Source organism: Streptomyces sp. NPDC002144 (assembly GCF_053593695.1).
In genome coordinates, this window is sequence record NZ_JBSFDB010000024.1 from 115,696 (window position 1) to 136,619 (window position 20,924).

The window sequence follows — 20,924 nt, forward strand, 5'->3', positions numbered from 1 at the left end:
CCCCACGAGGAGCACCCTCAGTCGGACTTCAGCAGCCGCGCCGAGCGGTTGGCGAGGTCGATCCGGATCGACTCCTTGCGGGCGAGCTGCCGTATCGCCTTGCCGCGCGCCCCGAGGCCGCCGGCCACCCGGTAGATCTCCGACCAGACCCGCATCCGGTCGCCGCCCGCGATCGCGGCGGCGGACAGCAGCCGGCACGCCTCGTCGACGTCGCCGCGCCCGGAGCGGATCTCGGCCATGCCGATCAGCACGTCCACGGGCTGCCGGCGGCGCAGGATCTCGGTGCCGACGCGCAGCGCGTCGTCGTGCTTGCCCGCGGTGAAGTGCCGGGTGAAGTCCTCGGCGAGGTACTTGCCGTGCCGGGAGAGCACCGCGGAGAAGGGGCCCTCGCCGTAGGCGGTCTCGCCGTCCGGCTCCTCGGGGGCCGCGGCGGGCGCCACGTCCACGGGGCCGGCCAGGCCCAGCGCCGTCGTCATCCGGGCGGTGAAGGCGGAGATGTCGAACAGCGCCTCGACGTCCTGGTACTCCTCCTCCGAGACCTCCTCGTCGAGGACGTGCCGCAGCGCGTCCAGCGCCGCCTCCGGCGTGTACTCGGCGAAGGAGCGGTAGCCGGGCACACCCTCCAGCACCTCGCGCGAGCCCACCCGGTGGTAGGTGACGGTCCGCAGACGCTGCTGCACCGCCTCGACCACCGACAGCGGCATCGGGTCGTCCACGCTGGAGAGGAAGAAGACGTCGGAGGCGGCGAGTTCCTCACGCACCCGGTCCCGGGAGAGCGCTCCCATCCACTCGACGCGGTCCGACAGCAGCGTCGAGGGACCGATCCGCCAGGTCTTGTGGCCGATCCAGGCGAACCGCCACGGCAGCCCCTGCGCGTACGCCAGTTCCGCGACCCGAGAGAACAGGTCCAGCCCCTTGCGGTCCTGCATCGAGCCGACCATCACGATCCGCGGCCGCTCACCCGGTGTCTGCCGGGCCCGGGCGCGGTGGGTGTCGAGCGGCACGGTGTTGTAGACGACGACCGGATCGCTCACGCCGATCTGCCGGAACATGTCGGCCTGCGCGGTGGACACGCACAGCACCTTGATCTTCGGCAGCACCTTGAGCATCTCGGCGTGCCGCAGCGCGTGCTGCTCGCCCTCGAAGTTCATGACGTACTCGGTCTCGTGGGCGTACAGCACCACGGACTTGCCCAGCGCGACCAGCGCCTCGGTGAGTTCGTTGGCGAGCGCCGAACGCCAGAACGGGGCAAGGCTGTTGATCAGGACGACCTCGGTGCCCTCCAGGTCGGCCAGCACGTCCTCGGTGCGCGAGTACACGCCGAGGTCGAAGTAGCGGATGTCGACCGGGGACTGCGCGAGCAGGGCCTGGGTGTAGGTGAGCACGGGGATCGCCACGCCGGTGACGTAGGAGAAGCCGAGACCCAGGATCGCCAGCGAGCGCGGGCGGTTCATCCGGCCCTCGACCGCCCGCAGGGCCCGCTCGGCGCGCGAGAGGTGGCCCCGCGGCCCGTCCTCGGGGGCGGACCAGCGGGGCGCCGGGCGCTCGAGGGGGATCTCGGCCTCCTCGATGCGGCGCAGCACACGGGCCGGGACGTCGTCGTGGAAGGTGATGAAGTGCTCGACCGGCTCGCCGTGCGCGTTGGCCGTGAACTTGCCCGAGCGCTGCAGGTCGGCGGCGACGTCGACGAGTTCGCCGACCGTGCCGACGTTGCGCAGCAGCGGGTGGTTGACCGTCGGGAAGACGATGTTGAGCGCGGGCGGGCTGAACAGGATCAGCGGGGTGCCCGCGCGCAGGGTCTGCAGATAGGTGGTGGAGAAGAAGGTGATGGCGAGGTCGTAGCCGTCGAGGGCCTCGGCCTCCAGCAGCGCGCTCTCGTCCAGCACGGTCACATCGGGCAGGGTCCGCAGCCATTCGAGGTGGCCGCGCAGGGTGGAGGGGTGCGGCTTGATCTCCACCTCGCCGAAGGCGGTGAGCGCCTCGCACAGCTCCGTCAGCTGCTCGCGGTGGTCGTTGCGGGAGAGCTTGCGCTGGTCGCTGAGCGGCTGGTCGAGGACGACCATGCGCAGCGGCTCACCGGGGCGTCCCGCGTGCCGGTGGGTGGTGGAGCGGGCCGCGCGCAGCAGCAGCGGGTCGTCGCTGTGGCCGAGCGCGCCGGTGATGTGGACCGGCGCGTCGGCGTCCGCGGAGCGGAACAGCAGGTGGTGCGCGGTCGCGGGGCCCCAGACGCAGACGGCGGCGGGGGAGGAGGAGCCGTAGTACCAGTTCTGGTCGCGCAGGCCCGCGTCGGTCCTCTTGAAGTGGAAGTCGAGGTGCCCGTCCTGGACGAGGACCAGCGGCAGGGTCCGGCCGAGTTCCCCGGCGACCCGGCGGCCGCGCTGCGACTGGTCGTTGAAGAACACCAGCCGGTCGATGTGCTCCTGCTCGGTGAACGCGCGGATACGGCGGCCCACCTCCTCGAGGAACTCGGCGGCGCTGAGCGGCTCGTCGACCTGGAAGAGGTTGTGCACCTTGAGGTCGTCGAAACGGGCCGCGGCCTCCTGCTCGATCCAGCCCGCCACATCCCCGTCCCGGTCGGCGGTGACCAGGTGGAACGAGTGGGCGTGGGCTCCGGGGGCCTTCATGATCTCCGCCGCGAGACCGACACCGTTGCGGTTCTCGACGAAGACTGCGATGCGCATAACCTTCATAAGAGGGCATGAAATACGAACGGGTTCCCTCCGTAATCGAACTTCGGGGGAACCATCGGTGAACAACTGGGGATACGAGCCTATGGGATTCCTATGCGGGAGACCAAAAGGAACAAAAAAGTAGGAAGCTCCTTGCGGTCGCGCGGTGTCGCCACCGTGCGACCGCAAGGAGCTTCGTGGGCCGAGCCCGGCTCAGCGCTTGACGGCCTTCTTCAACGCCCGTGCGCGCCGCACCACCCGGCGCGCGGTGGAGTTGTGCGGCAGGAAGGCGAGCCGTTCCGGAATGCCGCCCGGCAGGCCCAGCGAGGTCAGCCGGCGGCGCCTGAAGTACCGCTTGGTGCGCGCCGCGAGGTTCTTCGACAGATAGCGTTCCGCGTCCCGGCGCAGCGACGGGTAGATCTGCGGCTGCATCGCGAACCCGACCGCCTTGACCAGACCGTCCAGGGTCTGCGCGGGGATCGTTTCCTCGCCCTTGCGGCCCTCCAGGTCCGGGATCAGCGCGTCCGCCAGTACCGCCGGGACCCGGTTGCTGTTCTGGTACGGCGTCAGCCGCTCCAGGAGCGGCTCGGTGCCGATGCGGGCGACCGGGAGGTCGTAGAACGCCGACGCCGTGAACAGCGCGGTGGAGAAGCAGCCGACGACCAGTGAGGGCGGTGACTTCTCGAACAGCACCTCGGCGAGAACGGGCATGTCGAGCACGGTCAGCTCGACGCCCAGCTTCTCGGCCTCCGCCTCCAGGGCGCGGCTGTAGCGGGCCGGCGCGGTGGGGTGCGGCTTGAACACGATCGCGCGGTGACCGCGCTCGACGGCCCCGCGCATCATCCGTACGTGCAGGTTCTCCTCGTCCTCGGGGGAGAGGATGTCCAGCGCGGACAGGTACTGGCCGAGCAGCAGCGCCGCGTTGTCCGGCAGTGCGGGCAACTCCGCTACGGCGGCGGTAAGTTCGCCCATGACCTTGCGGAAGGCCTCGGTCGGCAGGAGCTGCGCGGGGACGTCGAACTCGGTGAGCAGCAGCGGCTTCAGACCCGGCACCAGGTCGAGGTGGAGCAGTCGGCGCACCCGGGTGCCGACCAGCGGGTCGAGCTTGTTGCGGGTGGGGCCGTAGCTCATCAGGCCGTCGGCGTAGACGTGGATGGGGGCGTCCGTGAACAACTGGGCCACGGACAGCGCCGGGGCGACCTGGATGGACTCCAGGACCAGCTCCACCCGGTCCTCGCCCAGCTCCCACAGCATGCGCAGATAGCGTTCGAAGAGCGGGACGTCGTCCTGGCGGGGCGTCCAGGCACCGGGATGGAAGGGGCGGATCGCCTCGTTCCAGGACAGTATGCCGTCGAAGTGGTGGCGCAGCGGCTCGAAGCCCGGCATCTCGTCGACCGGCAACGTCACTTCCGGCGTCGTGGAGTTGTTGAACACCAGCAGCAGTCGCCGGGCCTCCTCCTCCCCGTCCCGCTCCGGGAAGCAGCCCGAGTCCAGCGCGGCGGCCAGGGTGGCGGCGCCGTACAGCGTCGAGACGCAGAAGATACGAGTGGTACGGGACATCAGGCGGCCGCCTTCGCAGTGGTGACCCGGCGGCGCAGCCGCCGCAGCTTGGTGGAGCGGTGGAAGTCCATGGTCTCCAGGACGTCACCGAGCATGTCCTGTGGCATCCGCTTGATCGCCGCCGCGCTCATCGCCCGCAGCTGCCGGTGCACCGACGGCTCCCACTTCTCCTCGTCGGAAAGATGGTGGGCGATGATCGCGCAGTAGGTGCGTACGGCCTTCGGCAGCAGCTGGTCTGCGTCCGGGTCCTGCGCCGTCTCCTCTATCACCTGGTCGAAGGCGCGGATGAAGTCCAGCTGGCGGGCGTCGCCGATCTGGGTCAGCGAGGAGGCGACCCCACGGCGGTAGAACACACCGAGCAGGCTCACCACGGCGAACGACTCCGCCTCGCGGTGCAGCTTCCAGATCCACGGCCGGTCCTCGGCCGTGCGCAGCCCGTCGGTGAAGTGCAGCAGGCCCTTGTCGAGCAGCCGGCGGTGATAGGCACCGGCCCAGGCGAAGGCGTAGTCCACGGAGGTCGAGCGGTCGGCGGGCAGGATCGCCGCACGCGGGTCGAACACCTCCCAGCGCCGCCCGATCGGCACCCTTTGCACCGTGCGCGCGCGGGCGGTCGCCTGCACATGGTCGGTGCGTACGAAGTCGCAGCCCAGGCCCTCGATGGCCGCCACCAGTTCGGCGAAGTAGCCGGGGGCCAGCCAGTCGTCACCGTCCAGGAAGGTGAGGTACTCGCCCTGCGCCGCGTCCAGGCCGGTGTTGCGCGCGGTGGCGAGTCCCCCGTTCTTCTCATGGCGGATATAGCGCACCTGCGCGACATCGGAAAGCTCGTCGGCCGCGCGTTCGAGAATCGCCGGAGTCTCGTCCTTCGAATGGTCGTCGACCAGTACGAACTCGAAATCCTTGCGGGCGTTCAGTCGAAGGCTTCTGAGGGTGTCCGGGGCGTATTGCTGCACGTTGTAGAACGGCACGATCACGGAAAGCTTTGGCACGCCTGAGAGCCTATGAGGCGGCCCAGCTGGGTACTTTTCCGGTGTCCGTCCAGGGGGTGAACTCCATGTGACGGAACGGTGCATCCCCTGTGCTTCCGGCGATTCCGCGGGCCAGTTCGGCTCTCGGCGGGCTGCTGTTAACTTTTTGGACAAGTGCGGTTGGGCCGCTCCTAGGAATTGCTTCCTAGCGTCGTGGACGTGCCACCAAGTACAACGAAGCCCACGCGAATCGCCGTGCTCGCGGACTCCGACACCCGCTGGAAATGGGGTGCGTTGACCGCTGCTCGGATCGCTCCGGGCACGTCCATGGAAGCCGCACCCGACGAGGACGCGCAAGTCGGTCTCGAGCTGAGCGGATTCCTGCTGCGTGGCCGTGCCACGCCGACCGCGCGCCAGCTGGCCGAGGTGGGCGTGCGAGCCGACTCCCTGCAGGAGGTCACCGCCGTCGAGTTCCTGCGCGCCATGGGCGAGCAGGAGTACGACGTCGTCGTGCTCGCGCTCGTCGGCGGCGGCGTGCAGGCGATGCTGCACGGCCTCAAGCGCGTGTGGGAGGGTCGCAGCTCGCGACCCGTGGTGGTCACCGGCTACGTCGGCGTCGTCTACGAGAAGCTCGCCGACGGCCTGCTGCTGCGGCACGGCGCCGACCTCGTGCTCGCCAACTCCCGTCAGGACGCGGAGCGCTTCCGGGCGGTGTACGAAGGGGTGGGCACCGACGCCTCGTCGGTGACCGAGGTGGCACTGCCCTTCCTCGGCGGAGCGCCCTACGAAGGCGAACACGACCCGTACACCGTGGTGTTCGCCGTCCAGCCGTCCGTCCCGGACAACCGCAAGGACCGGGTGTACCTGCTCGACCGGCTGATCCGGCACGCCCGGCTGCACCCCGACCGCGAGGTGCTGCTCAAGCTGCGCTCCCGGCCGGGCGAACACACCACCCACATCGAGGAGCTGCCCTACCAGAAGCTGGTCCAGCGGCTCGATCCGCCGGCCAACTTCCGCCTGGTGTACGGGAACATGGGCGAGGTCCTCGACCGCACCGACCTGCTGGTCACCATCAGCTCGACCGCCGCGCTGGAGTCCCTGCACCGGCGCATCCCGACGGTGATCCTGTCCGACCTGGGCGTGCGCGAGGTGCTGGGCAACCACCACTTCGTCGGCTCCGGCTGTCTCGCCTCCTGGGACCAGCTGGACGCCGGGCACCGTCCGGTGCCGGACGAGGAGTGGGTGGCCCGCCAGGGCGTCGTGGCGGACGGCTCGTACGCGACCGCCTTCGACGCGGCGCGTGTGCGCATCGCCAAACTCCTCGGCCGGCCGGGCGGGCTGGCGCCGCTGACCCCCTACTACACGCCCGCGACGGCGCCCGGCTATCTGCCCGGCATCCTCGCCCGCCACCACTTGGGTCCGGACGGCAGTCCCCTGCCGGGGGCTCCCGCCGCGGACAAGGAGCCGGGGCCGGTCCGCCAGATCGTGCGGCGCGCTGCTCGGGGTGCGTACCGGCACGGGGTGCAGCGGGTGGCGCCTGTCATTCGGCGGATGGGGGAGCTGTGAGCGCCGCGTCCCCGGAGGGCGGCTTCGCCGCCCGTGAAACCTCAGCGAACCCCGCACAAGGAGTGCAAGCCATGTCCGACTCGCCGGTCCGTGCCGGGGCCTCTGTGCGCCGTGTGCTCGCCGTCATTCCCGCGCGCGGTGGCTCCAAGGGCGTGCCCGCGAAGAACCTCGCCCCCGTCGGCGGGGTGCCGCTGGTGGCTCGGGCGGTGCGCGAGTGCCTCGCGGCCCGTCTCGTGACCGATGTCGTGGTCTCCACCGACGACCAGGCCATCGCCGCCGCCGCCCGTGAGGCCGGCGCCGAGGTCGTGCTGCGCCCGGCCGCCATCGCGGGCGACACCGCGACCTCCGAGGCCGCCGTCCTGCACGCCATGGACGCGCATGAGGCGCTGCACGGCGCGGCCGTCGACGTGGTGGTGTTCGTGCAGTGCACCAGCCCGTTCATCATCCGCGAGGACATCGACGGGGTGGCGTCCGCGGTCGTCGAGAACGGCGCCGACACCGCCGTGACCGTCGCCCCCTTCCACGGCTTCATCTGGCGCGACGCCGAGGACGAGGTCGCCGCCGGCACCGTCTCCGAGGCCGACGCGGCCACCGGCGGCGGCTACGGCGTCAACCACGACAAGTCCTTCCGCCCGCGCCGCCAGGACCGCCCCCAGGACCTCCTGGAGACCGGCGCCGCCTACGCGATGGACGCCCCCGGCTTCCGCAAGCACCAGCACCGCTTCTTCGGCCGTACGGAACTCGTCCGTACCGACCCCGCGCGCGTGCTGGAGATCGACGACCCGCATGACCTCGCCCGCGCCCGCGCGCTGGCGCCCCTCTTCGACGCGGACCGCCCCGGTTCGCTGCCGACCGCCGCGGACATCGACGCGGTCGTACTGGACTTCGACGGCACCCAGACCGACGACCGGGTGCTGATCGACGCCGATGGAAAGGAGTTCGTCTCCGTGCACCGCGGGGACGGGCTCGGCATCGCGGCGCTGCGCAAGAGCGGCCTGCGGATGCTGATCCTCTCCACGGAGCAGAACCCGGTCGTCGCCGCGCGCGCACGGAAGCTGCAGATTCCCGTGCTGCACGGCATCGACCGGAAGGACCTCGCGCTGAAGCAGTGGTGCGAGGAGCAGGGCATCGCGCCCGAGCGCGTGCTCTACGTCGGCAACGACGTCAACGACCTCCCGTGCTTCGCCCTCGTGGGCTGGCCCGTGGCGGTCGCGAGCGCCCACGACGTGGTACGCGGCGCCGCCCGTGCGGTCACCACCGTCCCCGGTGGCGACGGCGCGATCCGAGAGATCGCCAGCTGGATCCTCGGCCCCTCTCTCGACTCCCTCGACAAGTAAGGACAGTTCACGCCCATGAGCACCAACACCCGCATCCGCACGTTCGGTTCGCGTGAGGCCGGCCCGGGTCGCCCCGTCTACATCTGCGGCGAGATCGGCATCAACCACAACGGCGAGCTGGAGAACGCGTTCAAGCTCATCGACGTGGCCGCCGAGGCCGGCTGTGACGCCGTGAAGTTCCAGAAGCGCACGCCCGAGATCTGCACCCCGCGCGACCAGTGGGACATCGAGCGCGACACCCCCTGGGGCCGGATGACGTACATCGACTACCGCCACCGTGTGGAGTTCGGCGAGGACGAGTACCGCCAGATCGACGAGTACTGCAAGGAGAAGGGGATCGACTGGTTCGCCTCCCCGTGGGACACCGAGGCCGTCGCCTTCCTGGAGAAGTTCGACGTCCCCGCCCACAAGGTGGCCTCCGCCTCCCTCACCGACGACGAGTTGCTGCGCGCCCTGCGCGCCACCGGCCGCACGATCATCCTGTCCTCGGGCATGTCGACCCCGAAGCAGATCCGTCACGCGGTCGAGGTCCTGGGCAGCGACAACATCCTGCTCTGCCACGCCACGTCGACGTACCCGGCGAAGGCCGAGGAGCTCAACCTGCGCGTGATCAACACCCTGCAGGAGGAGTACCCGAACGTCCCGATCGGCTACTCCGGCCACGAGACGGGCCTGCAGACCACGCTGGCCGCCGTCGCCCTCGGCGCCACCTTCATCGAGCGCCACATCACCCTCGACCGCGCGATGTGGGGCTCCGACCAGGCCGCCTCCGTCGAGCCGCAGGGCCTGCAGCGCCTCGTCCGCGACATCCGCACCATCGAGGCCTCCCTCGGTGACGGTGTCAAGAAGGTCTACGACTCCGAGCTCGGCCCGATGAAGAAGCTGCGCCGCGTCGCGGGCGTCGTCGCCGAGGCGGAGATCGCGGCGGCGGCCGGCGAGCCGGTTTCCGTCTGAGTCCGAACGCACTGGGTCCGAACGCACTGGGTCCGAACGCACTGGGTCCGAACGCACTGAGTCCGAACGCACCGAGTCCCAACGCACCGGGCCGGGACGCGACCACCGCGGTCGCCCCCGGCCCGGGCGCTCGGACCCCGCATCCTCCGCGCGCCTCATGAGCGCCTTACGACGGGACGGTCGTACGTCGATGAGCCCCCGCGCCGGGAACACCGGCCCCCACACCCTCGCGTTCGTCGAGAGCCCGGTACAGCTCCTGAACGTGCTGGAGTGGGCGCACGCGCACGCGCCCGACGTGGCGCTCACCCTCGTCGTGCTGTCCCCGACCGACCCCATGACCCGGGGCCAGCTGCGCCGGATGGCCGAACTGGCGCGCGAGGAGGGGCACCAGGTCCGCTGGGAGGAGGCCCGGGGCGGCCCCGCGGCCCCGTTCCAGACGATCGGCGGTCTCACGGCCAGGCTCCGGCGCGCCGACCGGATCGTCCTGGGCGACCCCTTCTCCCGCTACGTGCAGCTTCTGCTGACCATCACCCGGGCCCGTGACCTGGTCGTCGTCGACGACGGCACGGCGACGATGGAGTTCGTCGCGCAGCTCGCCCGGGGTGAGCGGCTGGTGCGCTGGCACCGCAAGGGCGGGCGGCCGGGCCCGCGCGACCTGATCTTCGCGCCGGTGTCCTCCAAGGCCCGGCGCCGGCTGACCCCGAGCGACAAGCGCCGTGTGACGGTGTTCTCCTCGATGCCGATGGACGAGACACCGCCCGGTGTCACCCTCCTCGCCAACGACTTCTCCTGGACCCGTTTCCGTTTCGGGCCGCCGCGGATCACCAAGGGCGCCGACATGGTGGGCACCTCGCTGGTGGAGACCGGTGTCGTGGACCCCGACCGCTACCTGGAGGCGGTGCGCACCCTGGCCAAGGCCCACGGCGCCACGCGCTACTTCGCCCACCGCCGGGAGAGCACCGCGAAACTCCACCAGCTGGGACTGGAGACGGGGCTGGAGATCGTCCGTCCCGACCTCCCCCTGGAGCTGATCGCCCGCCGGGGCCCGGTGGGCCGCACGATCCTCAGCTTCCCCTCCACGGTCGTCCACACCCTCCCCCTGGCCCTGATCGGCACGGAGGTCCGCGTGGCGGTCTGCGACATCGACCCCACCTGGCTGACGGAAAAGGCCTCCCCCCGAGCCCAGGGCTTCCTCTCAGACGTCACAGGAACGGCCCGAGACGTAACCCGCCTACAGACGTTGACCACGACAGCCTGACGCCGGGCGGGGGGCCTGGACGCCGGACGGGAGCCGGGGACGCCGGGCCGGGCATACCACTGCGGGGGAGCGGGGGGATGGCCTGATGACGTCGGCCTTTGCCCCGGGCCGCAGGCGGGCGGCGTGCCGTGGCGTGGTGATCGACGCTGCTCCGCGGGGAGTCGTGAGGCGTGCCCTAACGGCGTCGGCCTGTGCCCGGGCCGCAGGCCGGCGGTGTGCCGGGCTCTGGTGCAGCTGGATGCCGCTCCGCGGGGAGTCGGGGGATGGCCTGATGGTGTCGGGCTGCGCCCTCGGGCCGCAGGCGGGCGGTGTGGAGGGGCGTGGTGGGGCTGGATGCCGCTCCGTGGGGGCCGGGGGACGTGGCCTGATGGTGTCGGCTGGGCCCGGCTACAGGCGAGCGGCTGCCGGGGCGTGGTGATGGATGTCCTTCCGTGGGGGGTCGGGGGCATGGTCTGACGGGGTCGGCCTGTGCCCTCGGCTGGAGGCGGGCGGTGTGCCGGGCTGTGGTGGGGCCGGATGCCGCTCCGCGGGGAGTCGGGAGACGTCGTCTGACGGGGGCGACCTGTGCCCCCGGCCGCCGACGGGCGGTGTGCCGGGGCGGGGTGGGTCGGATGCGGCTCCGCGGAGCGGCCCGCGGGGAGTCTGCGGCTGGACGCGGCCCTTGCCCCGCCCCGTAACCGTGGACACTCGCCCTTGGCCCTGCGGGCATGGAAGGTCCCGGTCGGTGCAACGTGCTGCGGCTGTTCCCGTCCGGCCGAAGGGGACAGCCGCGGCGCGTTCGGGCCGACCTGTGCCCCGGCTGCAGGCGGGCGGTTGGCCGGGACGGCGCGGATGCCGCTCCGCGAGCAGTCGCGAGAGGTGGTCTGACGGGGGCGACCTGCGTCCCCGGCCGCAGGCGGGTGGGTGTGCCGGGGCGGGGTGGGTCGGATGCCGCTCCGCCGAGCGGCCCGCGGGGAGTCGGCGGCTGGACGTTGCCCCCCGCCCCGCCCCCCGGGCGGAGGGACCCGCCCTTGGCCCTGTGTCCCGTCCTGCGGGCCTGGGAGGTCCCGGTCGGGCCAACCCGCCGCTCCTGGACCCGTCGGGGCGGAGACAGCCGTTCCTGGTCATCACCGCCCGCACCAGTCAGGGTGTGCGTCGTCGGTCAGCTGGCTCGTCCGTGCGCCGGCAGGACCAGCCGCGCCCTCGGTCAGGCGTCCTTGTGGGCCAGTACGTAGGCGCGTGGGCGGGTTTCGTCGGGGGCTGGTTCGCGGAGGGTCTGGGCGTCCACGCGGAGGCCTGCCTTGGTCAGGTGTTCGGTGACCGTTTGCGGGGTGCGCCAGTAGTAGTCCAGGGAGATCCGCTGGTCGAAGCGCTCCGTGAGGTGGAGGTGGGTGTCCTCCTCGCCGGTCTGGAAGCCGAGCAGGACATGGCCGCCGGGGACCAGGACGCGGTGGAACTCGGCGAATATCGTGGGGAGTTGGTCGTCCGGGACGTGGATGACCGAGTACAGGGCGAGCACCCCGCCCAGCGTCTCGTCCGGCAGGTCAAGCGCGGTCATCGAACCGACGTGGAACCGCAGCCCGGGATGCGCCTGACGGGCCAGAGCCACCATCCGGGGTGAGAGATCCACCCCGAACACCGGCACCCCGAGGGCGTCCAGCCGGGCCGTGACATGCCCGGGCCCACTGCCGACGTCGGCCACCGGCGCCGTACCCGAGGAACGGACCAGCTCCGCGAAGGCGGTGACCAGCGCGAGATCGAGGGGTCTGTCCCCGAGCCAGTCGGAGAGCTGCTCGGCGTACGGACGGGCGATCGCGTCGTACGACGTCCTGGTGGCATGCAGGAAATCCGGGCTACCCGGTATCTCGGAGCTCACGGGCCCGCACCTTACAAGGACCCCGCGTCCGACAGGTGAACAGAACCGACTTGAGTCGACGGGGCGTGGTATGCGTAGAGAAACAAAAGGTTTACCCATCCCGAACCGCACCCATGCGTCGAGTGACCAGATTTTCTTCCCCAGACGGGTTGAAGTTTTGTTGATCGAGGGTCACCCGGCCGTCCCGGCGTCATAGCCTTTAGAGGGTGAAGCAACTGATGTCACTGGAGTCCGAAGCCGTCGCTCCCGGGGATGCAAAGCTCCCCGGCACGCTGCCCGAGTCGCTGCGTGCCGAGCTCGTGGCCTTCCGCCGCGATCTGCACATGCACCCCGAGCTGGGCAACCAGGAGTTCCGTACCACCGCCGCGATCAAGGCCCGTCTGGAGAAGGCGGGCCTGAAGCCGCGGGTGCTCACGCTGGGAACCGGGCTCATCTGTGACATCGGGGACTGGGACGGCGGCCGCCCCATGCTGGCCCTGCGCGCCGACATCGACGCCCTGCCCATCCCGGACATGAAGACCGAGTGCCCCTACCGCTCGACCGTGCCCGACCGCGCGCACGCCTGCGGTCACGACGTGCACACCACCGTCGTGCTCGGCGCCGGCCTCGTGCTCGCCGAGATGCACCGGCAGGGCAGGCTGCCCCGCCCGGTCCGGCTGCTGTTCCAGCCCGCCGAGGAGGTGCTGCCCGGCGGCGCCGCGGACGCGATCGAGTGCGGGGCGCTGGAGGGCGTCGGCCGGATCATCGCCGTGCACTGCGACCCCCGGGTGGACGCCGGCCGCATCGGACTGCGCGAGGGCGCCATCACCTCCGCCTGCGACCGCCTCGAGGTCGCGCTCGACGGCCCCGGCGGCCACACCGCGCGCCCGCACCTGACCACCGACCTGGTCACCGCCGCCGCCCGTGTCGTCACCGACGTGCCCGCGCTGGTCGGCCGCCGGGTCGACACCCGCGCCGGTCTCGCGATCACCTGGGGCCGCATCGAGTCCGGCCACGCCCCGAACGTGATCCCGCAGCACGCCGAGCTCTCCGGGACCGTCCGCTGCCTCGACCTCGGCGCCTGGCGGCAGGCCCCGGACCTGGTGGTCGCCGCCATCGACGAGGTCGCCAACCTGCACGGCGCCAAGTCGGAGATCAACTACGTCCGCGGTGTCCCGCCCGTCGTCAACGACCCGGACGTCACCGAGCTGCTGCGCGAGGCCATGACCGCCCGCCGCGGCGCCCTCTCGGTCGAGGGCACCGAGCAGAGCCTGGGCGGCGAGGACTTCTCCTGGTACCTGGAGCAGGTCCCCGGCGCCATGGCCCGGCTCGGGGTGCGCACCCCCGGCGACCGGACCGTGCGCGACCTGCACCAGGGCGACTTCGACGCCGACGAGTCGGCCATCACCGTCGGTGTGGAGCTGTTCACGGCGGCGGCCCTGCTGGACGCGGCGGAGTGACCCGCAGGTGACACGACGGCCCCTCCGGGGGCCGTTGCGCTGTCCGGCGCAACATGGTTGTAAGCCAATCGTGCACTCTTCGAAATCACGGCGTGTGAGGGCCGAAGACCCGGAGTTCAGGCGGCGTTTGCCTCGAATCGATAACGGCTTCGGAAGAGGTCTTTTTCTGACATCTACGCGCGTTACGATGCCGCGAAGCCGACGCCGCAGGGGCGTCCGGGCCCGAGCACTGGCATGGTGCTCACATGAAGCGCCGACAAGGCGCTCAGGTCAGGTGAAGGAGCCTTCCCGTGCGCCGGGTAGCCAAGCTTTCCGCTGCGTGTATCGCCACCGCAGCTCTCGCACTGACTGCCACAGCCTGTGGCAGCACCTCGTCCGACAGCAACAGCAGCTCGTCCTCCGCCTCCTCCTCGGGGGGCGGCGGCAAGGGCATCAAGATCGGTCTCGCCTACGACGTCGGCGGCCGCGGTGACCGCTCCTTCAACGACTCCGCCGCGCGCGGTGCCGACAAGGCCGAGAAGGAGTTCGGCGGCTCCATCAAGGAGCTGACGGCGAAGACCTCCGACACCGAGGCCGACCGCGAGCAGCGCCTGACCGACCTGGCCAGCGCCGGCTACAACCCGATCGTGGCCGTCGGCTTCTCGTACGCCACCTCGGTCGACAAGGTCGCCAAGCAGTTCCCGAAGGTCAGCTTCGGTCTCATCGACTCGGTCGCGACCTCCCCGAACGTCGACAGCATCACCTTCACCGAGGAGCAGGGCTCCTACCTGGCCGGTGTGGCGGCGGCGCTGAAGACCAAGAAGGACCACGTCGGCTTCATCGGCGGAGTCGACACCCCGCTGATCAAGAAGTTCGCCGCGGGTTACGTCCAGGGCGTCAAGGACACCAACTCCAAGGTCAAGGTCGACGTCCAGTACCTGACCCACGGCTCGGACCTGTCCGGCTTCTCCAGCCCCGACAAGGGCAAGGAGGCCGCGTCCGGCATGCTCGACAACGGCGCCGACGTGATCTACTCCGCCGCCGGCTCGTCCGGCAACGGCTCGATCGAGGCCGTCCACGGAGTGAAGGGCGCCTGGGCGATCGGCGTGGACTCGGACCAGTACAACATCCCGGGTCTGGCCGCGTACAAGACCTCGATCCTCACCTCGATGGTCAAGAACGTGGACGTCGGTGTGTACGACTTCATCAAGTCCGTGCACGACGGCAAGCCGCTGACGGGCAACCAGGTCTACTCCCTCGCCAAGGGCGGTGTCGGCCTGGCCACCAGCGGTGGCTACATCGACGACATCAAGGCCCAGCTGGACGCCGCGAAGAAGAAGATCGTCGACGGCACCGTCAAGGTCAAGACCAGCTGACCTGACGGTTCCCGCCGGAACCCGGGCTCGGCGAGGGGGCCTCGACAGACCCCCTCGTCGAGCCATAACAATGTGTCAACTCTACGCGTGTAGCACGGAGTTGCCGCGCTAGCGTCGCCGACGCCTGCCCTCCCCCTCAGCCCCCTTTGCCCCCCGAGGAGAGTGCGCCATCAACGCGTCCAGCCCTCCCGCTGCCGTCGAACTGCGCGGCATCACCAAGCGTTTCCCCGGTGTCGTGGCCAACAAGGACATCGACATCACCGTCCGCACGGGAACCGTCCACGCCCTGTGCGGTGAGAACGGCGCCGGCAAGTCCACCCTGATGAAGATCCTCTACGGCATGCAGCAGGCCGACGAGGGCACCATCACCGTGAACGGCGAGACCGTCGTCTTCCACAACCCCGCCGACGCCATCGCCCGTGGCATCGGCATGGTGCACCAGCACTTCATGCTCGCCGACAACCTCACCGTCCTGGAGAACGTCGTCCTCGGCGCGGAGAAGCTGTACGGCATCGGCGCCAAGGCCCGCGCCAAGATCAAGGAGCTCTCCGACGCGTACGGGCTCAACGTGCGCCCGGACGTCCTGCTGGAGGAGCTCGGCGTCGCCGACCGCCAGCGCGTGGAGATCCTCAAGGTCCTCTACCGCGGTGCCAAGACCCTCATCCTCGACGAGCCCACCGCCGTCCTCGTCCCGCAGGAGGTCGACGCCCTCTTCGACAACCTGCGCGAGCTCAAGGCCGAGGGCCTCACCGTGATCTTCATCTCCCACAAGCTCGGCGAAGTCCTGTCCGTGGCCGACGAGATCACCGTCATCCGCCGCGGCACCACCGTCGGCACGGTGAAGCCGGCCGGCACCACGACCAAGCAGCTCGCCGAGCTGATGGTCGGCAGCGAACTGCCCACGCCGGAGACCGAGGAGTCCACGGTCACCGACGTCCCGCTGCTGAAGGTGGACGGCCTGCGCCTGGCCCAGACCGACCTCGACGGCGTCGAGCGGATCATCCTCGACGACATCTCCTTCACCATCCACAAGGGCGAGGTCCTCGGCATCGCGGGCGTCGAGGGCAACGGCCAGTCCGAGCTGGTCGAGGCCATCATGGGCATCCGTGCCCTGAACTCCGGCACGATCGCCCTCGACGGCACCGACATCTCCCACGTCCCCACCCGCCACCGCCGCGAGGCCGGCGTCGGCTACATCCCCGAGGACCGCCACCGCCACGGCCTGCTCCTCGAGGCCCCGCTGTGGGAGAACCGCATCCTCGGCCACGTCACCGAGAAGCCCAACTCCCGCGGCCAGCTGCTCGACATCAGGGGCGCCCGCTCCGACACCGAGCGCATCATCGAGGCGTACGACGTCCGCACCCCCGGCATCGACGTCACCGCCGCCTCCCTCTCCGGCGGCAACCAGCAGAAGCTGATCGTCGGCCGCGAGATGAGCCACGAGCCCAAGCTGCTCATCGCAGCCCACCCCACCCGGGGTGTGGACGTCGGCGCGCAGGCGGCGATCTGGGACCACATCCGCGAGGCCCGCCGCGAGGGCCTGGCGGTGCTGCTGATCTCCGCCGACCTGGACGAGCTCATCGGGCTGTCCGACACCCTGCGGGTGATGTACCGCGGCCGACTGGTCGCCGACGCCGACCCCGCCACCATCACCCCCGAGGAGCTGGGCTCCGCCATGACGGGTGCGGCCACCGGCCACCTGGAGCACACAGAGGACGACGCCCGATGAACAAGCTGACCCAACGCATCGACAAGGAGCGGCTGCTCCTCGCCATCGCGGCCCCGCTGCTCGCGATCGTCGCCGCGCTCGTCGTCACCACCCTGGTGATCCTCGCCACCGGCAAGAACCCGTTCGACGCCTTCAGCGACATGGTGACCTACGGCACCGCAAGCGACAGCCAGGTCTACATCCTCAACAAGGCGACGACGTACTACCTGGCCGGTGTCGCGGTGGCCATCGGCTTCCGCATGAACCTGTTCAACATCGGCGTCGACGGCCAGTACCGCATCGCCGCGTTCTTCGCCGCCGTCCTCGGCGGCGCGCTGACCACGCCCGGCTGGATCTCCATCCCGCTGATCATCCTGTGCGCGATGGGCACCGGCGCCGTGTGGGCGGGCATCGCGGGCGTGCTGAAGGTGACCCGGGGCGTCAGCGAGGTCATCTCGACGATCATGCTCAACGCGATCGCCACCGCGATCATCGCCTACCTGCTGCAGCCCGGGAAGCTCGCCGAGCTCCAGGCCGGCGGCACGGTCGTCTCCACCAAGCCGCTGCGCTCGTCCTCGTACTTCTTCCAGATCAACACCGGCCCGGCGGGCGAGCTGTGGGGCTTCATCTTCATCGCCGTGCTCGTCGGCATCGCGTACTGGTTCGTGCTCGGCCGCACCCGGTTCGGCTTCGACCTGCGCACCGTCGGCCAGTCCGAGAGCGCGGCCGCCGCGAGCGGTGTCTCCGTGAAGAAGATGATCGCGACCAGCATGCTCATCTCCGGCGCCATCGCCGGCCTCATCGGCATGCCGACCCTGCTCAACGACAGCCACCAGTTCAGCAACGACTTCCCGACCGGCATCGGCTTCACCGGTATCGCGATCGCCCTGCTCGGCCGCAACAACCCGGTCGGCATCGCGCTGGGCGCCCTGCTGTGGGGCTTCCTGGAGCGCACCACCAACCACCTGGAGTTCCAGGGCTACGACAAGGAGATCCTCGGCGTCATCCAGGGCGTGATCGTCCTGTGCGTCGTGATCGCCTACGAGGTCGTACGACGTTACGGCCTCAAGCGCCAGCAGCAGCGGGTCGGCGCGGAGCTCGCCGCCCAGGCCGCCGCCCCGACCGAGAAGCAGGAGGTGGCGTGATGACTGCCACGATGACCGACACGCCGCCGCCCGCGGCCCCCAAGACGGACACCGAACGCACCCGGTCGGGCCGTCCGATCGGCCAGATCCTCATGATCGTCGCCGGCGCCCTGCTGCTCGTCGCCGCGGTCCGCGTCATCACCGGGGCGAACCAGCTCACCTCCGACGGGCAGGTCAGCGCCGCGCTGAGCCTCGCCGTCCCGATCGGCCTCGCCGGTCTCGCGGGCCTGTGGTCCGAGCGCTCCGGCGTGGTCAACATCGGCCTCGAGGGCATGATGATCCTCGGCACCTTCGGAGCCGGCTGGATCGGCTGGCAGTCCAGCCCCTGGCTCGGCCTGCTGTGCGGTGTCGGCTTCGGCGTCCTCGGCGGACTGCTGCACGCCGTCGCCACCGTCACCTTCGGCGTGGACCACATCGTCTCCGGTGTCGCGATCAACCTGCTCGCGCTGGGCACCACCCAGTACCTCGCCAAGCTGTTCTTCACCAACGGCAAGGCGGCCGACGCGGGCGGCAACCCCAAGCAGTCCCCTCCGGTCGACTCGCTGCCCACCTTCGACATCCCGGGTCTGTCCGACGCCCTGCAGTCCCTCGAGAAGCACCACTGGTTCCTGATCTCCGACATCGCCGGCATCCTCGGCGGTCTGGTGACCAACCTGTCCGTGATCACGATCCTCGCCTTCGCGCTGTTCGTCGCCAGCTGGTGGCTGCTGTGGCGCACGCCGTTCGGTCTGCGGCTGCGCTCCTGCGGCGAGAACCCGATCGCGGCGGAGTCCCTCGGCGTCAACGTCTACAAGTACAAGTACGCGGCCGTCGCCGTCTCCGGCGGCCTGGCCGGCCTCGGTGGCGCCTTCCTCGCGCTGGTCACCTCGCACATCTACCTCGAGAACCAGACCGGCGGCCGCGGCTACATCGGCCTCGCCGCCATGATCTTCGGCAACTGGCGGCCCGGCGGACTCGCCATGGGCGCGGGCCTGTTCGGCTACTCCGACGCGCTGCAGCTGCGCAACGGCGGCCAGACCGTGCACGCGCTGCTGCTCCTGCTGGTCGTGCTGCTCGTGGCGATGGCGGGCTGGAAGATGTACAAGAAGGCCCACTGGCAGGGCGGCATCAGCCTCTTCGTGGGCGCGCTCGTCCTGCTCTGGTACCTGGTCACCGACGAGGTCCCGAGCGACTTCGTCGGCGCCACGCCGTACGTCGTCACCCTCCTCGTGCTGTCGCTGTCCGCGCAGCGCCTGAGGATGCCGAAGGCCGACGGCATGCGCTACCGCAAGGGCCAGGGCAAGTGAGCCGGCCGGCCGCCGTCGACTGGGAGGCGCTGCGCGAGCTGGCCCGCGAGGCCATGACGCACGCCTACGCCCCCTACTCCGACTACCCGGTCGGCGTCGCCGCCCTGGTCGACGACGGCCGTACGGTCTCCGGCTGCAACGTCGAGAACGCCAGCTACGGCCTCGGCCTGTGTGCCGAGTGCGGGCTGGTCTCGGAGCTGCAGCGCACCGGCGGCGGCCGGCTGACGCACTTCACGTGCGTCGACGGCCGGGGCGAGATCCTGGTCCCGTGCGGCCGCTGCCGGCAGCTGCTGTACGAGTTCGGGGGCCCCGAGCTGCTCCTGGAGACGCCGGCGGGCATCCTCCCGCTCTCCGAGATGCTGCCCCAGGCCTTCGGCCCGGACCATCTCACCAAGTAACTCCCGTACGGCCCCTCCGACCCGAGTCGAGCGGAGGGGCCGCACACTTCCTGAACCACGGAAGGACCGCACGCCATGGCCATGGACGCCATCTCCGTCATCCGCACCAAGCGGGACCGCGGCGAACTCAGCGACGAGCAGATCGACTGGGTCATCGACGCGTACACCCGCGGGGAGGTCGCCGACGAGCAGATGTCCGCGCTCGCCATGGCGATCCTCCTCAACGGCATGAACCGCCGCGAGATCGCCCGCTGGACGGCCGCGATGATCGCCTCCGGCGAGCGCATGGACTTCTCGTCCCTGTCCCGCCCGACGGCCGACAAGCACTCCACGGGCGGCGTCGGCGACAAGATCACCCTCCCGCTGGCCCCCCTCGTCGCCGCCTGCGGCGCCGCCGTCCCGCAGCTCTCCGGCCGAGGCCTCGGCCACACCGGCGGCACCCTGGACAAGCTGGAGTCCATCCCCGGCTGGCGCGCGCTGCTGTCCAACGAGGAGATGCTGCACGTCCTCGACACCACCGGCGCGGTGATCTGCGCGGCGGGCGACGGCCTGGCCCCCGCCGACAAGAAGCTCTACGCCCTGCGGGACGTCACCGGCACGGTCGAGGCGATCCCGCTGATCGCCTCCTCCATCATGTCCAAGAAGATCGCGGAGGGCACGGGCTCCCTGGTCCTGGACGTGAAGGTGGGCACGGGCGCCTTCATGAAGACGATCGAGGACGCGAGGGAGCTCGCGTCCACGATGGTGGGCCTCGGCACCGACCACGGAGTGAAGACGGTCGCCCTCCTCACGGACATGTCCACCCCGCTCGGCCTGACCGCGGGCAATGCGCTGGAGGTCCGCGAGTCGCTGGAGGTCCTGGCGGGCGGCGGCCCGGCGGACGTGGTGGAGCTGACCCTCGCCCTGGCCCGCGAAATGCTGGACGCGGCCGGGGTGAAGGACGCGGACCCGGCGAAGGCCCTGGCCGACGGCTCGGCGATGGACGTCTGGCGCCGCATGATCGCGGCTCAGGGCGGCGACCCGGACGCGGAGCTGCCGGTGGCCCGTGAGCAGCACGTCATCAAGGCCCCGTCCTCGGGTGTCCTGACCCGCCTCGACGCCTACGGAATCGGCGTCGCCGCCTGGCGCCTCGGCGCGGGGCGCGCCCGTAAGGAGGACCCGGTGCAGGCGGGCGCGGGCGTGGAGATGCACGCCAAGCCCGGCGACCAGGTCACCGAGGGCCAGCCCCTCCTGACCCTCCACACCGACACCCCCGAACGCTTCGAGTACGCGCTCCAGGCGGTGGAGGGTTCGTACGACATCGGGGCGACGGGCACCGCCTTCCCGGCGTCGCCGGTGGTGCTGGAACGTATCGCCTGACCAGGGGAGTTCCCCCTTCGAGTGAACGGGATCGGTGGACCCCCACCGGTCCCGTTCGGCATGCTGGGAT

General features: G+C 70.6%; 15 protein-coding genes. 11 read left to right on the forward strand and 4 right to left on the reverse strand.

Going from position 1 to position 20,924, the window contains the following annotated elements:
- Window positions 1–17: 17 nt before the first annotated feature.
- The 3 genes from ACWCQ1_RS31555 to ACWCQ1_RS31565 form a co-directional block, all read right to left on the reverse strand.
- Window positions 18–2,681 carry a glycosyltransferase family 4 protein gene (locus tag ACWCQ1_RS31555; RefSeq protein WP_451027897.1) on the reverse strand — a complete coding sequence of 888 codons (2,664 nt, stop codon included), beginning with the start codon at window positions 2,679–2,681 and terminating at the stop codon, window positions 18–20.
- 201 nt (window positions 2,682–2,882) lie between these two features.
- On the reverse strand, window positions 2,883–4,229 hold the full coding sequence (locus ACWCQ1_RS31560; RefSeq protein WP_451027898.1) for an alpha-2,8-polysialyltransferase family protein: 1,347 nt from the start codon (window positions 4,227–4,229) through the stop codon (window positions 2,883–2,885).
- The gene (locus tag ACWCQ1_RS31565; RefSeq protein ID WP_133043111.1) at window positions 4,229–5,215 is read right to left on the reverse strand and encodes a glycosyltransferase family 2 protein; all 987 of its coding nucleotides are present in this window, start codon (window positions 5,213–5,215) and stop codon (window positions 4,229–4,231) included. The genes ACWCQ1_RS31560 and ACWCQ1_RS31565 overlap by 1 nt, the downstream gene beginning before the upstream one ends.
- 198 nt (window positions 5,216–5,413) lie before the next feature.
- Here ACWCQ1_RS31565 and ACWCQ1_RS31570 point away from each other — a divergent pair, with 198 nt between their 5' ends.
- The 4 genes from ACWCQ1_RS31570 to ACWCQ1_RS31585 all read left to right on the forward strand — a co-directional run bounded on the left by ACWCQ1_RS31570 (window position 5,414) and on the right by ACWCQ1_RS31585 (window position 10,309).
- Entirely contained in the window at window positions 5,414–6,760 is a 1,347-nt protein-coding gene (locus tag ACWCQ1_RS31570; RefSeq protein WP_451027899.1) for a DUF6716 putative glycosyltransferase, read from the forward strand.
- A 71-nt stretch (window positions 6,761–6,831) separates the two neighbouring features.
- A complete protein-coding gene (locus ACWCQ1_RS31575; protein WP_133043109.1) occupies window positions 6,832–8,097 on the forward strand; it encodes a cytidylyltransferase domain-containing protein in 1,266 nt (421 codons plus the stop codon).
- 15 nt (window positions 8,098–8,112) lie between these two features.
- Window positions 8,113–9,051 carry an N-acetylneuraminate synthase family protein gene (locus ACWCQ1_RS31580; protein WP_133043108.1) on the forward strand — a complete coding sequence of 313 codons (939 nt, stop codon included), beginning with the start codon at window positions 8,113–8,115 and terminating at the stop codon, window positions 9,049–9,051.
- Window positions 9,052–9,241: 190 nt separating this feature from the next.
- On the forward strand, window positions 9,242–10,309 hold the full coding sequence (locus ACWCQ1_RS31585) for a hypothetical protein (protein ID WP_133043510.1): 1,068 nt from the start codon (window positions 9,242–9,244) through the stop codon (window positions 10,307–10,309).
- 1,186 nt (window positions 10,310–11,495) lie between these two features.
- Here ACWCQ1_RS31585 and ACWCQ1_RS31590 read toward each other — a convergent pair.
- Entirely contained in the window at window positions 11,496–12,164 is a 669-nt protein-coding gene (locus tag ACWCQ1_RS31590; protein ID WP_358593316.1) for a class I SAM-dependent DNA methyltransferase, read from the reverse strand.
- Window positions 12,165–12,382: 218 nt separating this feature from the next.
- Here ACWCQ1_RS31590 and ACWCQ1_RS31595 point away from each other — a divergent pair, with 218 nt between their 5' ends.
- From ACWCQ1_RS31595 to ACWCQ1_RS31625, 7 genes are all read left to right on the forward strand, one after another.
- Window positions 12,383–13,603: a M20 family metallopeptidase gene (locus tag ACWCQ1_RS31595; protein ID WP_133049990.1), complete on the forward strand. Its 1,221-nt coding sequence runs from the start codon at window positions 12,383–12,385 to the stop codon at window positions 13,601–13,603.
- Between the two features lie 290 nt (window positions 13,604–13,893).
- The gene (locus ACWCQ1_RS31600) at window positions 13,894–14,958 is read left to right on the forward strand and encodes a BMP family lipoprotein (RefSeq protein ID WP_133049957.1); all 1,065 of its coding nucleotides are present in this window, start codon (window positions 13,894–13,896) and stop codon (window positions 14,956–14,958) included.
- 124 nt (window positions 14,959–15,082) lie between these two features.
- Window positions 15,083–16,687 (forward strand): ABC transporter ATP-binding protein, encoded by a 1,605-nt coding sequence (locus tag ACWCQ1_RS31605; RefSeq protein ID WP_451027922.1) that lies wholly within the window; start codon window positions 15,083–15,085, stop codon window positions 16,685–16,687.
- Window positions 16,684–17,811, forward strand: coding sequence for an ABC transporter permease (locus tag ACWCQ1_RS31610; protein ID WP_208782069.1), 1,128 nt, complete (start codon window positions 16,684–16,686; stop codon window positions 17,809–17,811). Before ACWCQ1_RS31605 ends, ACWCQ1_RS31610 begins: the two co-directional genes overlap by 4 nt.
- Window positions 17,811–19,097 (forward strand): ABC transporter permease, encoded by a 1,287-nt coding sequence (locus ACWCQ1_RS31615; RefSeq protein WP_358593317.1) that lies wholly within the window; start codon window positions 17,811–17,813, stop codon window positions 19,095–19,097. The genes ACWCQ1_RS31610 and ACWCQ1_RS31615 overlap by 1 nt, the downstream gene beginning before the upstream one ends.
- Window positions 19,094–19,495: a cytidine deaminase gene (locus ACWCQ1_RS31620; protein WP_133049961.1), complete on the forward strand. Its 402-nt coding sequence runs from the start codon at window positions 19,094–19,096 to the stop codon at window positions 19,493–19,495. The genes ACWCQ1_RS31615 and ACWCQ1_RS31620 overlap by 4 nt, the downstream gene beginning before the upstream one ends.
- An 81-nt stretch (window positions 19,496–19,576) precedes the next feature.
- Window positions 19,577–20,854 (forward strand): thymidine phosphorylase, encoded by a 1,278-nt coding sequence (locus tag ACWCQ1_RS31625; RefSeq protein WP_358593359.1) that lies wholly within the window; start codon window positions 19,577–19,579, stop codon window positions 20,852–20,854.
- Window positions 20,855–20,924: the final 70 nt, after the last annotated feature.